The organism is Allobosea sp. 05T422_2 (genome assembly GCF_056396265.1).
The window spans coordinates 37,254-50,906 of record NZ_JBFTLD010000040.1; the positions used below are offsets into that span (position 1 = coordinate 37,254).

At 64.9% G+C, this 13,653-nt stretch carries 15 protein-coding genes; 6 read left to right on the forward strand and 9 right to left on the reverse strand.

Annotated features, from left to right (window positions below; translation table 11 throughout):
• Positions 1–8 precede the first annotated feature (8 nt).
• Positions 9–392 carry a response regulator gene (locus tag AC1DJT_RS10315; protein WP_043233413.1) on the forward strand — a complete coding sequence of 128 codons (384 nt, stop codon included), beginning with the start codon at positions 9–11 and terminating at the stop codon, positions 390–392.
• A gap of 225 nt (positions 393–617) precedes the next feature.
• Complete coding sequence (locus AC1DJT_RS10320) at positions 618–1,187, forward strand: glutathione peroxidase (protein WP_441505305.1); 570 nt, start codon at positions 618–620, stop codon at positions 1,185–1,187.
• Between the two features lie 8 nt (positions 1,188–1,195).
• Here the strand turns inward: AC1DJT_RS10320 and AC1DJT_RS10325 are convergent, their stop codons facing one another.
• From AC1DJT_RS10325 to fliK, 5 genes are all read right to left on the reverse strand, one after another.
• Positions 1,196–2,614 carry a mannose-1-phosphate guanylyltransferase/mannose-6-phosphate isomerase gene (locus AC1DJT_RS10325; RefSeq protein ID WP_476834007.1) on the reverse strand — a complete coding sequence of 473 codons (1,419 nt, stop codon included), beginning with the start codon at positions 2,612–2,614 and terminating at the stop codon, positions 1,196–1,198.
• A gap of 87 nt (positions 2,615–2,701) precedes the next feature.
• The gene (gene mog / locus AC1DJT_RS10330) at positions 2,702–3,247 is read right to left on the reverse strand and encodes a molybdopterin adenylyltransferase (protein ID WP_441505369.1); all 546 of its coding nucleotides are present in this window, start codon (positions 3,245–3,247) and stop codon (positions 2,702–2,704) included.
• 170 nt (positions 3,248–3,417) lie between these two features.
• Complete coding sequence (locus AC1DJT_RS10335) at positions 3,418–4,560, reverse strand: GNAT family N-acetyltransferase (protein ID WP_476768410.1); 1,143 nt, start codon at positions 4,558–4,560, stop codon at positions 3,418–3,420.
• Between the two features lie 46 nt (positions 4,561–4,606).
• The gene (locus AC1DJT_RS10340) at positions 4,607–4,900 is read right to left on the reverse strand and encodes an EscU/YscU/HrcU family type III secretion system export apparatus switch protein (RefSeq protein WP_476768411.1); all 294 of its coding nucleotides are present in this window, start codon (positions 4,898–4,900) and stop codon (positions 4,607–4,609) included.
• Entirely contained in the window at positions 4,897–6,450 is a 1,554-nt protein-coding gene (fliK, locus tag AC1DJT_RS10345) for a flagellar hook-length control protein FliK (protein WP_476834008.1), read from the reverse strand. The genes AC1DJT_RS10340 and fliK overlap by 4 nt, the downstream gene beginning before the upstream one ends.
• Before the next feature lie 148 nt (positions 6,451–6,598).
• On the opposite strand from fliK, the gene AC1DJT_RS10350 reads away from it, so the two are divergent.
• Positions 6,599–7,609 carry an aldo/keto reductase gene (locus tag AC1DJT_RS10350; protein WP_476834009.1) on the forward strand — a complete coding sequence of 337 codons (1,011 nt, stop codon included), beginning with the start codon at positions 6,599–6,601 and terminating at the stop codon, positions 7,607–7,609.
• A gap of 105 nt (positions 7,610–7,714) precedes the next feature.
• Positions 7,715–9,532, forward strand: coding sequence for a monovalent cation:proton antiporter-2 (CPA2) family protein (locus AC1DJT_RS10355; RefSeq protein ID WP_476834010.1), 1,818 nt, complete (start codon positions 7,715–7,717; stop codon positions 9,530–9,532).
• Between the two features lies 1 nt (position 9,533).
• On the opposite strand, the gene AC1DJT_RS10360 is transcribed toward AC1DJT_RS10355, so the two are convergent.
• Entirely contained in the window at positions 9,534–10,082 is a 549-nt protein-coding gene (locus AC1DJT_RS10360) for a TetR/AcrR family transcriptional regulator (RefSeq protein WP_476834011.1), read from the reverse strand.
• A gap of 160 nt (positions 10,083–10,242) precedes the next feature.
• On the opposite strand from AC1DJT_RS10360, the gene AC1DJT_RS10365 reads away from it, so the two are divergent.
• Positions 10,243–10,983: an SDR family oxidoreductase gene (locus AC1DJT_RS10365; protein ID WP_476834012.1), complete on the forward strand. Its 741-nt coding sequence runs from the start codon at positions 10,243–10,245 to the stop codon at positions 10,981–10,983.
• A gap of 19 nt (positions 10,984–11,002) precedes the next feature.
• Here the strand turns inward: AC1DJT_RS10365 and AC1DJT_RS10370 are convergent, their stop codons facing one another.
• Entirely contained in the window at positions 11,003–11,329 is a 327-nt protein-coding gene (locus tag AC1DJT_RS10370; protein WP_441489345.1) for a hypothetical protein, read from the reverse strand.
• 113 nt (positions 11,330–11,442) lie between these two features.
• Positions 11,443–12,249, reverse strand: a complete 807-nt coding sequence (locus AC1DJT_RS10375; protein ID WP_441489344.1) for an MBL fold metallo-hydrolase — start codon at positions 12,247–12,249, stop codon at positions 11,443–11,445.
• 171 nt (positions 12,250–12,420) lie between these two features.
• On the opposite strand from AC1DJT_RS10375, the gene AC1DJT_RS10380 reads away from it, so the two are divergent.
• Complete coding sequence (locus AC1DJT_RS10380; protein WP_441505311.1) at positions 12,421–13,068, forward strand: dihydrofolate reductase family protein; 648 nt, start codon at positions 12,421–12,423, stop codon at positions 13,066–13,068.
• Positions 13,069–13,093: 25 nt separating this feature from the next.
• On the opposite strand, the gene AC1DJT_RS10385 is transcribed toward AC1DJT_RS10380, so the two are convergent.
• Positions 13,094–13,528: an Lrp/AsnC family transcriptional regulator gene (locus AC1DJT_RS10385; RefSeq protein WP_043233394.1), complete on the reverse strand. Its 435-nt coding sequence runs from the start codon at positions 13,526–13,528 to the stop codon at positions 13,094–13,096.
• Between the last annotated feature and the right edge of the window lie 125 nt (positions 13,529–13,653).

Sequence of the window (13,653 nt, forward strand, 5' to 3'; positions counted from 1 at the left end):
AGAGCGTGATGAAAGCCAGAAGTGACTACCGGATCCTCGTGGTCGACGACCAGAAGAGCATGCGCGGTCTTGCCACCTATTTCCTGAAGCAGATCGAGTTCCAGGACATCGATGAGGCGGAGAATGCGCGCGAAGCGCTGATGAAGATGCAGACCAAGCGCTATGATCTGCTTTTGCTCGACTGGAACATGGACGGAATGAGCGGCATCGATCTGCTGCGGGCGATCCGTTCCGTGCCGGAGCTCAACCAGATCAAGATCATCATGGCGACCTCCGAGCGCTCGGTGGACAAGATGGACGAGGCGACCAGCAACGGCGCCGACCACTATGTCGTGAAACCCTATGAGCTCCGCGATCTCGAGGTGCGGGTGAAGAAGGTTCTCGCCTGCTGAGCGCAGGCGGCTCGAGGCTAAAGCATCGGCCCGAAAAGTGGATTGCGGTTTTCGGGAAAGCCGGTGCAAAGATAAAGGGATAGATCATCGGACCGGATACGATTTCCTGTCCGATGATCTAATCTCACCATTGTGATCCAGCGCCTCGGGCCATCATGGCTGCGGGGCGCTCTCATTTGCGCCAGTATCTGCGCCGGATTATGAGGTTTGGCGGGAGGGCAGGCCATGCCGCTGCTTCGTCGTGACGTGTTGAGCCTGATCGGCGGGCTCGCTGCGAGCCCATCATTTGCCATATCGCCGGATATGCAGAGCGCACCCGACGCCTACCAGTTTGCGTTCGCCCGGCTCGAGGGCGGCCATATTCCKCTGGCGGCCTATCGCGGCAAGCCGATCCTGATCGTCAACACGGCTACCAATTGCGGCTACGCAGGGCAGTTCGCAACACTTGAGCAGCTGTGGCAACGCTATTCCGGCCGTGGCCTGATGTTGCTGGCGGTGCCGTGCAACGACTTCGGCGGGCAGGAGCCGCTGGAAGGCGTGGCTATCGCGGAAGCAGCGCGCCAGACCTATGGCGCGACTTACCCGTTCGCCGCGAAATCGAGCGTGCGCGGCCCGGACGCCCATCCATTCTATCGCTGGGCGGCGACACGGCGGCCGGCCGAAGTCCCGACCTGGAACTTCCATAAGTATCTGGTCGGGCGCGATGGCAGCCTCGTAGGCGGCTTTCCCGCGAGCTCGGACCCGGTCGGCTCACAGCTGATCCGGGCTATCGGTCAGGAGCTGCACGCCGCCTGAGCCCGCCTTCAGCTACGCGMGTAGATGTCTTCGATGCGGATGATGTCGTMCTCGCCGGTATAGGAGCCGACCTGTACCTCGATCAGTTCGAGGTCGATCCTGCCGGGATTGCGCAAGCGGTGGACGCAGCCGATCGGCAAGTACACCGATTCATTCTCATGCACGTGCGTGACCTTGGCATCGACCGTAACTTCGGCTGTTCCCGAAACCACGACCCAATGCTCGGCGCGATGAAAGTGCTTCTGCAGGCTGAGCAGCCCGCCCGGCTTGACGTTGATGCGCTTAACCTGGAAGCGCTGGCCGATATCGATGCGCTGATACCAGCCCCAGGGCCGGTAGACCCTCAAGTGCTCGCTCGCCTGCGGCCGGCCATCGGTCTTCATCAACTCGACGAGGTTCTTGACCTTGCCGGCGGCGGCCATTGACGAGACGAGCACGGCATCGCGCGTCGCAACCACGACGACATCGTCGAGGCCGAGAACCGTCGTCAACACGTCATCGCTGCGGACATAGATGCCGTGGCTATCGAGCGCGACCACCTCGCCTTCGAGGACGTTGCGATCGGCGTCCTTCTGTTTGATCTCGTGGATCGAGTCCCAGGCGCCGATATCGGACCAGTCGAAGCTTGCCTGCACGACACCGGCCGCCCGCGTCCGCTCCATCACGGCGTAGTCGATTGAAATCTTGGTGGCCTGGGCAAAGGCCTCCGGATCGAGGCGCAGGAAGTCGAGGTCGCGGGTCGCCTTGGCAATCGCTTCACGCGCGGCATTCAGCACGTCCGGAACGTGGCGTTCCATCTCGTCGCACATCGTCGCCGCGGCAAAGACGAAATTGCCGCTGTTCCAGAGATATCCCTCCTCGAGATAGCGCGTGGCGCGTTCCAGGTCGGGCTTCTCGACAAAACGCTGCAGACGTTTCGCGCGCTCGCCGGGCAGCGGCTCGCCGGGTGCGAGATAGCCATAGGCCGTCGAGGGATGCGTCGGGGGAATGCCGAGCGTCATGATCAGGCCGGACGCAGCGAGCTCGGCTGCGATCGCGCAATCGTCGCGGAATGCCGCAGTCGCCTGAATGACGTGATCGGCTGCAAAGGCCGCACAGATTGCGCCGGCCCTGCGCTGTTCTGCCAATAGCGAGCCGACTGCGACCGCTGCGGCGGAATCGCGTCGCTCCGGCTCCAGGACGATCTCGCCCTTGATGCCGATCGCGAGCATCTGTTCGGCAACGATAAAGCGAAAGTCATTGTTGGTGATGACGATCGGCGCATCGAAGCGCGGGTCATGCAGCCGCTGCAGGGTCGCCTGGAAGGTCGAGATCCCGTCTCCGAGCAGCGGAATGAACTGCTTGGGCAACGTATCGCGCGACAGCGGCCAAAGCCGGGTGCCGGCTCCGCCGGCCATGACGAGCGGAACGATTTTCGGGACTGACATCAAGCGCGCTCTTCTCAGGCAGGTCGTGACCCTGCTGCCTTACAGCAACGTCACTACCATTGGTTAAATGCAGGGTCGTGGAAAAATTCAGGCCTTGGCCTTCTGGCCCGGACGAAAGGCGACGATGACGGTCGGGTCGGTGTCCAGGTAGGGGCCCTCGATCAGGTCAATGCAGTAGGGTATGGCGGGCATCACGGCGTCGAGGCATTCGGCGATCGCGCGGGGCCGTCCCGGCAGGTTGACGATGAGCGAGCGACCACGGATGCCGGCGGTCTGGCGCGAGAGTATCGCGGTCGGCACCTTGGTGAGGCTGACCTGGCGCATCAGTTCGCCGAAGCCGGGCATCGGTTTCTCGACAACGTCGTCCGTGGCCTCGGGCGTGACGTCGCGGGGAGCGGGACCGGTGCCTCCCGTCGTGACGATGAGACAGCAGCCCTCGCGGTCGGCAAGTTCAATCAGGGTGTCGGCAATCGCCTTGCGGTCGTCYGGGATGACCCGCGCAACGGCCGTCCAGGGCGAAGTGAGCGCATTCTTCAGGTAGTCGCGAATGGCGGGGCCGCCCTCGTCGGCATAGATGCCGGCTGAGGCCCGGTCGGATACCGTGACGATTCCGATCTTGATATCGCTGGTCATGCCGTCGCACCGTTGCAGGATGATCCTGGCCGGTATCGGGCAGGTGGCGAGCCTGGTCAATCTCGTCATGAGCCGCCGCCTTCCGAGCCCGACGTCGGCTCGACAGGGCGGCGTCGCCGGAGTTGCTCTCAGTTGATGCGTGCGAGGTCGCCAGGCGAGCCGCGTGATCTCTATCGATGCTTTGCCGATTGATGACGATTCCGCAGGCGCCGCAGCCACGTGCGGGCCAGGGCGGCGACCTGTGCCGGCCCCGGTATCGCGCTGCCGATCGCGATGATCGCATTCGCCATGGTCCTGCGCTCGCCCCAGACATAGGTTCCGGGATCGACGCCGTCGCCTGCGCCGCTGTCGAAGAAGACCGGCGGCGTCTCCGTGAAATCGGCTTGGAGCATCGCAATGGTCAGCGCTCGCCCTGGCGAATGGCGCGCCTGGGTCTCGTCATAGGCGATCTTCAGGAACTGGCGGGTATTTCCGCTTTCGACGAGCAGGCCCATCGCCATGGGCTTGCCATCGAGCAGCAGCGTGTCGAGCTGGAGCGCGTCCTGTTCGACGAAGAGCTCGACCAGCCGGTGGAAATAGGCCGCGTCATTAGGCAGGCAGGCGATTGCGGTCGCGGCTTCCCCCTTCCAGCCTGCCGCTTCGAGCGCGAGGAAGGTCTCGAACGCCTCGCCTGCGGCTTGGCGACGCTTGCGCTGGAAGGAGACCACGCCGTTCCGTGCGATCGCCCGGAACTGCTGCATGCGCTTCTTGTAGCTTGAGCCAAGGGCGCGACGGAGATAGCGCTCGGCATCGTCGCCGGGCTGAGCGATCATCACGGGACGCTGCCAGGTTTCGAATGTCGTCAGCCCGCTGCCGGTGACCCGGCAAGCCTCCTGGAGCGCACGAAAACCTGGCCCCTGCACGGGCAGGAGCGGCAGAGCCAGGGTTTTCGGCAGGTCGCGCGATGCGGCGAGGTGGCGCAGCAGAGCGAGCGCGATATCCTCGGCATTGTCGCGGTCCAGCACGGGGGCCGATGAAACCTCGTAGAGCGGCACGAGCGGAGCGGCGAGGATGGGGGTAAGGCCGCTGCGCCAGTCGCGCTGCCGACGCAACACCCAGATTCCGACGAGGCTCTCGGAACCGAGCGCTTCACTGCGCCAGGCCGTCAGGATGACGATGCGGTCATCTGGAACCAGGACCCGCGCAGCCGCGACAGTGGCTGGCGACATGGCGGGATTGGGCTCGACCGCTCGTTCCGCGAGTTCGGCGAAGGCTGCACCATAGCCGACATAATCGCCAAGCCGCGTGCGCCTGATGACGATCTCGGCGCTCATCCGACCCTCGTGCGGAGGCGGCAAGCAGGCTCTGGGCAGAACTGGATCAAGACTGGCCGCCGCCCTGCCTACCGAGGCGCATCTCGCCCCGTAACGATAGCACAAAGGCGATGACCTGCGCCGCAGCCCGGTAGAGTTCCTCGGGGATCTGATCGTCCAGCTCGACCGTGGAGAGAGCCTGCGCGAGCACAGCGTTCCGCTCGATGTCGACATCATGTTCGCGGGCGGTCTCGATGATGCGTTGAGCAAGCTCTCCGCGGCCCTTTGCTGTGACGCGCGGGGCGCCATGGCCGTCATACTCGAGCGCGACCGCGAGCGGATCGGGAGAGGGAGGGCTCATGACAGACGGTCCAGGAACTGGCCGGCGGTCGCTCGCCTGGCTTGCGGCTGGCCGGTATGAATGTCGACGGTTCCGTCTTCAAATTTTGCATTGGCCAGCGCTGCCTGGAGATCAGGCGCAGCGCCGCGCAGGAACTGGCTCGTTCCTTCGCGTTCGGCCCAAAGCGAGACGCTCACCGCGCGTCCCTTGAGCGTTACGACACCTTGCAGCGGACCCATCGGCTCGGCGTCGAGGGCAAAGCGCACGCGCCAGAGGGGCCCTTCGACACCAGAGGGGCTGCGTCGCGGCGGGTCCTTCTCGATATGCAGCGGCAGGATCGCGGTGCCCGCTTGGAAAGCGAGAGGGATCTCCGTCACCCAGCGTTGGCCTTGTGCGGCCTCGGGACGGTTGGGTTCTGGCGGCAGAGATGCGAACTGCGCGAGCTTGACGCGGTCGAGCGCGGCTTCGGTCTGGTCGAGCAGCGTGCGTGCGATGACGAGCGGCTTCTCTCCGGCCGACAGGGTGGGTTCGGCAATCGATTGAGGGGCGAGCGCGCCGTCGCGCCGTGGCGGGGACGGGCGGATATGCGCTTCCGCATCGCTCGTTGCCTGCTCTGCCGTCCTTGGTTCTGTTCCCGACGGTTTGAGCCCTGGAGCGGCGGCGTCCGGGGCGACAAGCGGCCGCAGCATGTCGCTGAGCGCGCGTAACCCCGCCTTCAGATCGCCGTGAGGAGAGGGGCGTGGTGCGGCTGCCTCCGGGCGGTCGCTTGCTCGCGAAGGCAGTCTTGCCTCCTGCGCATCCAGGAAAAGTCCGGAGCGTGCGACGGCCTGCTTMAAGCCCTGGCCGGTTACGGGTCTACGCTCGGCCGGCATGGCCTGAGCCAGGATCTGGTCGATMAGGCCCATCAGGGGCTTGGGCAGGATGAGGGAGATCGTACCGTTGGCAAGCACCTGCAGATTGGCGAAGAGCGGCGCGAGACTGTCCTGGCGAGCGAGAGCCTCGCCCATCAGCGGGCCGGCAAGTGCGCGCGGCGAGGGCGTCGCCTCGGACTGCAGCCGTTGGGTCGGCGCAGGGGCCACCGCGACGGTAGCGGGGATTGGCAAAGGTGCTGAAGAGCTCGCGCCGGCAAGACGCGACGAAGCCGGCAGGCCGGGGGTGGCGGCCTCCGGAGCCGACGGCTTGGCGCTGCGGCCCGTCTCCAGCGCAAGCGGTGCGAGCGCCGGCTCGCGCCGCGGACCGTCGATGGGCACCAACTGAGCCGGAGGAGTGAGAGCTTCGCCAGGGGGGCGAGCCGCAAGCAGCGTCGCCCGCACCCCCGTTCCACCGTCTTCCGGAGCCTCGATTTTGAGTGTGAGCGTTGTGCCGGGCTGCAGCGCAGCCTGTCGGACTTCCGGGCCGGCGAGAACGAGATCGATCTTCACKCCATCGACCAAAGCGGTCACGGTACCGTCCTTGCCCAGGGAGAGCAAGCGCGCTTCGACCGTCTTGCCGGGCTCGAGCCCGGCTCCGGGAGCCAAGGCGGCAAGCAAGGTGGCGAGGGTCTGGCTCTGGACGAGAGCGGCGAGATTCATGCGGGAGCGACCATTGACTGACTGTCGCAGCTTCCCATGAAATCTTAAGGAATCTCTTGCCCTTGCAAGGCATCTCTGCGTGCCTCGCTCTGGTGCGGGCGCAGGTGATGAGGCAGGTTTGCGCGCCAATGCATCAGGGACAACGCAGATGAACTATCGTCGGCTCGGCCGTTCCGGCCTGAAGGTTTCGCCGCTATGCCTGGGGACGATGATGTTCGGAGGTGCGACTGAGGAAGGCGATGCACGAGCCATCGTCGATCACGCGCGCGCGGCCGGGATCAATTTCATCGACACGGCCGACGTCTATAACGAGGGCCGCTCCGAAGAGGTGACCGGGCGGGCGATTGCCGCGAACCGGCATGACTGGGTTCTGGCCACCAAGGTCGCGAGCGTTATGGGGCCGGGGCCCTATCAGAGTGGCCTCTCCCGGAAATGGGTGATGCAGGCCTGCGAGGACAGCCTTCGGCGGCTCGGGACGGATTTCATCGATATCTACTATCTCCACAAGGAAGACCACACCGTGCCGCTTGGCGAGACGGTGCATGCGCTCGCCGATCTCGTGCGTGAGKGCAAGATCCGGCATTTCGGCGTTTCGAACTACCGCTCCTGGCGCGTCGCGGAAATCTGCCGGCTCTGCGATGAACTCGGCATCGACCGGCCCGTGGTCAGCCAGCCCTATTACAACGCGATGAACCGCATGCCCGAGGTCGAGCATTTGCCCGCCTGCGATTTCTACGGCCTGGGTGTCGCGTCCTATTCGCCTCTCGCCCGCGGCATTCTGACCGCGAAATACGAACCGGGTCAGGCACCGCCGGAGGGCACGCGGGCCGGCCGCGCGGACAAGCGGATCATGCAGACCGAATGGCGCGAGGAATCGCTGATCATCGCCCGCACGATCCGCGACCATGCGGCCGCGAAGGGGCTGACCCCGATCCAGTTCGCGGTGCAGTGGGTGCTGAACAATGCGCTGGTGACGGCGGCGATCGCCGGTCCGCGCACCCTCGAACAATGGCAGGCCTATCTCGCGGCGCTCGATGCCCGCTTCGACGCCGAGGATGAGGCCCTGGTCGATCGGCTCGTGCCTGCCGGCCATCCCTCGACGCCGGGTTACAGCGATCCAGCMTACCCGCTGGAGGGCCGGATCACGCGCAAGGCCTGAGGCCGGCCTCGCCGGCGTGGAGCTTGCTCTTTCCGGATGGGCTGCGCCAATAGGCGCTTGCGAGTGCCGCAGCCGGGCCGATGCCTGGCAGGAGCAGGAGGGCGCATGGCGGTCGAAGGCCTTACCGGTGATCTCGTCAAGGTCGTGGCGCTCCTGGGCGCGGGCGTCGTCGCGGTGCCGATCTTTCGTCGTCTCGGCCTTGGTTCCGTGCTCGGTTACTTCACCGCCGGTGTCGCCATCGGGCCATCGGGGCTCGGTCTCTTCGCCAACCCGGAGGCCGTGCTCCACGTCGCCGAGTTCGGCGTCGTCATGTTCCTGTTCATCATCGGCCTGGAGATGCAGCCCTCCCGGCTCTGGAAGCTGAAGGGTGAGATCTTCGGGCTGGGTGTCGCGCAGGTCTGCTTGTGCGGTGCGCTGCTGACCGGTGTCGGCCTGCTCGCGGGCCTGAGCCTTCCGGCTGCCTTCGTGGCCGGAATGGGCTTCGTCCTGTCCTCGACCGCCGTCGTCATGCAGATGCTGAACGAGCGTGGCGAGACCTMGACACTGCATGGGCAGCAGGCGGTGTCGATCCTCTTGCTCGAAGACCTTGCGATCGTGCCGCTGCTGGCGATCGTTGCTCTCCTTGCGCCGGCGAAGCCGGGGGATACCGGCGACTGGCTCCCGCTTCTGATCGCCGCCGGCTCCGTTATTGGTCTCGTGGTGGCGGGGCGCTGGTTGCTCAACCCGATGTTCCGGCTGCTTGCGGCTGCGCAAGCCCGCGAAGTCATGACCGCGGCTGCCTTGCTGGTCGTGCTCGGAGCAGCGCTCGCCATGCAGTTGAGTGGGCTCTCCATGGCGATGGGGGCCTTTCTCGCCGGCGTGTTGTTGTCGGAGTCGAGTTTTCGGCACCAGCTCGAAGCCGATATCGAGCCGTTCCGCGGGATCCTGCTCGGCCTGTTCTTCCTTGCCGTCGGCATGTCGCTCGAACTCGACCTGATCGCCCGTGAATGGCGTCTGGTCGCGTTGGCCGTGGTGGCGTTCATGGCGGTGAAGGCCAGTGGTATCTTCATCGTCGCCAAGCTGTTCGGCTCCAGGACCCGCGACGCCATCACGCGGGTGGCACTGTTCTCACAGGGCGGTGAATTCGCCTTCGTGCTCTATGCTGCTGCGGCAGCGGCGGGCATCTTCGGCGCTGAGGTCAACGCAGTGGCCAGCGCCACGGTCATCCTGTCGATGGCGCTTACCCCCTTGCTCGTATTGGCTCTCGATCGCTTCCTGCCACCGGAGCAGACCTCGCTGGACGGCGTCGAGATTGCCTCCGGCCTGCATGGCAGCGCGTTGATGATCGGCTTTGGGCGTTTCGGACAGGTTGCCAGCCAGACATTGCTGGCGCGGGGCTGCAGCGTCTCGATCATCGAAGTCGATGTCGAACTGATCCGTGCCGCGTCGAATTTCGGCTTCAAAGTCTATTACGGTGACGGCACGCGGCGCGAGATCCTGCATGCTGCCGGCGCCGAGCGGGCGCAGGTGATCCTGGTCTGTGTCGATAATCGCGTGACTGCCGACAGGATCGTCGCCATGGCGCAGGCCGAATTCCCGCACGCGAAGCTGTTCGTGCGAGCCTATGATCGCGGCCACGCGATGGACCTGATCCGCAGCAATGTCGAATACCAGATTCGTGAGACCTTCGAATCCGCCATGCTTTTCGGCGCAGCCGCACTGCGCAGCATGGGACTGTCGGAGGAGGAGGTCGCTGAGATTGCCGAGGATGTGCGTCGTCGCGACGATGAACGGCTGGATCTCCAGGTCGCGAGCGATATTCATGCGGGCAACGATCTCCTCCACGGCAATACACCGATACCGACCCCGCTGACCGCACCTAAGGCGCCCGGCAAGATTCTGGGCTCCGCCCCGGATGATTATGGCGATGTCGGCGGCCCCTAGACTAGCCGGCCGTCAACTGTTCCCAGCCCGCCATCGCGCCGCGGACAACCGCGTCCAGTTGCTGGCGGGAAGCACCGTCGCGCGCCTGGATCGACATACCCTGCTGAACGGTGACGTAATAGCTCGCGAGGGCTTCGGCATCGATACCAGGCGGGATCTCGCCGGCGTCGATCGCAGCGCGCAACCGCCGGGCGATGGTCGCGACGCTTCCGGCGCGCATATCACGCAGTTTGGTCGCGGTCTCGTCGCTGACGCCAACGGCATTCACCGCCGAGAGCACGATCATGCAGCCGGGCGGGCGCCCCGGCCGCGTGAATACGGCGGCGCTTGCAGCCAGGAACGCCGAGACCGCCTCTCGGGCGGTTGGCGCTGCTGTCAACGGGCCGGCGATCTCATCGCTTTCACTCGCTTCGAAGAAGTCGATGGCTTCGCAATAGAGTTCCTCCTTGCTGCCGAAGGCGGCATAGAGGCTCGGCGAGCCAATGCCCATCGCTCCCGTCAGATCGCTGAGGGAGGTGGCCTGATAGCCCTTTGCCCAGAAAATCAGCATCGCCTTCTTCAGGGCGTMGGATCGATCGAAGGCGCGGGGGCGGCCGCGTTCCGTCATTGCCATTCCTTTTCTGTATCGATCGGTAGATAATTATCTTGACGGTGGGAGGCAAGCGCTCCATCTGTTTCTGCATCAATCATCACAGAAATGGAACTGCCTGATGTCACGCTTCACTGGAAAGAAGGCCCTGGTCACGGGCGGCAGCCGCGGCATCGGTGCCGCGATCGCCCTGCGATTGGCTCGCGAGGGCGCCGATGTGGCGATCACCTTTGAGCACTCCGCCGACAAGGCAGGCGAGGTGGTCCGCGCCATCGAGGCCCTTGGCCGCAAGGGATTCGCACTTGCTGCCGACAGCGCGGATCCGGTGGCGGTCAAGGGGGCGGTCGACAAGGCCGCGGCCTCGCTGGGCGGGCTCGACATTCTGGTCAACAACGCCGGCATCTGGCGTGGAGGAGCGGTTGCCGAGTGGAGTCTCGCCGATATCGACGCGACACTTGCCGTCAACGTTCGCGCTGTCGTGCTCGCCTCACAGGCGGCCGCGGCGCATCTCGGCGTCGGCGGACGCATCATCTCGACCGGGTCCTGCCTCGCAGATCGCGTGGTCGAAGAGGGTGCGACGCTCTACGCGATGAGCAAGGCGGCGCTGATCGGCTTCACCARGGGGCTCGCCCGCGACCTCGGCCCGCGCGGCATTACGGTCAATATCGTGCATCCCGGCTCAACCGACACAGACATGAATCCGGCGATCGGCCCGCAGGCCGATGAGCAGCGCGCCCGCATGGCGATCCCGCGCTACGGCAAGCCAGAGGATATCGCGGGGCTGGTGGCCTATCTGGCGAGCGAAGAAGCGCGTTTCGTCACCGGGGCGGGCTTTGCAATCGATGGGGGCGCCAACACCTGAAGATTGGCCTGGCGGCGGCTCAGTTCAGCATGCAGAAGCCGCCGACCACCACTTCGCTGCGGCACCAGATCCTTGGTTCCTCGGCGGTGCTGAGCCGCAGCATCGCTGGGGCCGCCGCGCTGGCCGTCGGGAAGGGAGGGCGCGACGGGGCGTCGCCCTTGGCCGCTTCCTGCTGTGAGGATCGGCCGACCCGCGGMGCGACCCCGACGGAGGTCCCGCTTCCTCCGCTGGAACTGGTCTGGGAGCTTCCATGCGACGAACGGCTTCCGCCGCGGAATTTCGCGGCTTCGGCACCCGCCGGCAGCAACAGGGCGGCAATGACGGCAGTCGTGAGAACCCGGATCATGCTGCACTCCCATGAGACGGGAACAGATTGCCGCTGCGGAACGGGAGGGCAAGAAAAGCCTCTCGCCAGGCTGAGCGAGGGGTTAATGCGCGCCTGAAAACCGGAGAGGCCGGTCAGTTTCCGGGCAGGACGATGATCGTCGGCTTGGGCGGCAGCATAGCCTTGCTGATCGTGATTTCGGCCTCGGCCCGGCGTTCGACGGGCCAGAGATCCTGGGAGCGCGCGAGGAAACGACTGAGGCTCGAGCCGCCGAAGAAATGCATCGGGATCATCACCTTGGCCTGCACCGATTTCAGCACCTCGATCATGCCTTCCTGATCGAGCGTATAGCTGCCATCGACCGGGAAGAGCACGACGTCGACGCGGCCGAGYGCGCGCAGATGGCCGGGTTCGAGCGGGTGGTGCAGATGCCCGAGATGGGCGATGCAGAGATCGCCGATCTCGAAGACGAACATCGAGTTGCCGTCGAAATCGGTCGATCCGGAATAGGAGCGGATATTGGTCGGCACATTGCGTACGCGCATGTCGCCGAGCGTGACGTCGTGCTTCGCGGCGCCCTTGCCGGCAGGGTCCCAGCCGGGCAGGACCTGCTTGATGGCGGGATCGGGATTGCGCGAATTGTGGGTCGAATGCGCCTTGTTCATCGTCGCGATATCCGGCGTTTCGCGCGGCCGGATGTAGTCGTTGTAGTCGGTGGCGGCCTTCACGCCGCCGGGCGTCTCGATCAGGAAGGTGGCGTGGCCGACGAAGGTCAGCCGGACCTCGTCCTTGGCGAGCGCCGCGCGCTGGATCGGCGGGCGGAGGCTTGCCATCTCCGGGCGGCAGCCGGGCTCGTCGGATTGGGCTTGCGCCGGCGCCAGGCACGCCAGCGTCGCGAGCAATCCGAAGACGGCTCGGCCTAGCGTCGTCGACAGTCTCATGAACTTCGCTCCCGCTGCGTTCCCGCAGCCAAGGTTTAGGCAAAATTCCGGGCTGCGAAAGCCAGGCTGTCAGTTTCGTGACTATCGTCCGATTGGGATGACCGGTTGCATATCAGGATCGGTTATGGCAAGAATCCGATATCGTTTTGCAACTGGTTTGGAATGATCGCCATGACGAGGCTGGTGGTTCGCGGGTTTTCGCTGTCGCTGGACGGTTACGGTGCCGGACCCAGCCAGGATGTCGACAATCCGCTCGGCGTGAACGGTGCGAAGCTGCATCGCTGGGCGTTCGGCACGCGCACTTTCCGAGAGATGTTCGGGCAAGAGGGCGGCGAAACCGGCGTCGATGACGATTTTGCCGCGCGCGGCTTTGCCAATATCGGCTCCTGGATCATGGGCCGGAACATGTTCGGGCCGATCCGGGGAGAATGGCCGGACGAGGCCTGGAAAGGCTGGTGGGGGGACAATCCGCCCTATCATGTTCCGGTCTTCGTACTGACCCATCATGCGCGCCCCCCGCTGGAGATGACGGGCGGCACGACATTTCACTTCGTCACCGATGGGCCGGAGGCGGCACTCCAACGCGCCAGTGAAGCCGCAGGTGGCAAGGACATCAGGCTCGGCGGTGGCGTTGCGACGATCCGGGACTATCTGCGCGCGGGGGCAGTCGACGAGATGCACCTCGCCGTCTCGCCGATCCTGCTCGGCACCGGCGAGAACCTCTTCATTGATCTCGACCTGCCCGCATTGGGCTATACCAGCACGCAGCACAGTGCGACGCCCGCCGCCACACATATTGTCGTGACCAGGCGAGCCTGATCAATCGCGGCGCGGAGCCTGCACCTCATAGCGGCGGCAGGCGCCGCTTCACCGGCTGGCTCTTCACGATGGCCGAACTGGTCTCCGCCTTGTCCGCGATCCGGTCGAGGATCTGGTCGAGCTGTTCGATGGAGCGCAGATGCAGCCGGCCGATGAAGCAGTCATCGCCGGTGACCTTGTCGCATTCCGAGAATTCCGGGATCTCCTCGATCAACTGCTGGACCGCGTGTAGTTTGCCGGGGAGGGGGCGGATCCGGACGATCGCCTGCAATTGGTAGCCGATCGCATGGGGATCGATGTCGACGGTGAAGGCGCGGATTACGCCGCGCTCTTCCAGCCGTCGAAGCCGCTCGGAGACGCTGGGCGAAGACAGATTCACCCGCTGAGCCAGCTCCTTCAGGGAGATGCGGGCATCCCCGGCTAGAATGTCGATGATGTTCCGGTCCAGCTCGTCGATCATATGGTTATCAGGTCTCCTGAGGTTTGACCCTTACAATATGAGGCATTCTCTCTGATTTGTCTCATGTAATCCATAGAACGCGGGATTCCGTCATCCTATCATCCGGCTTCATTTCTGGGTGGAGG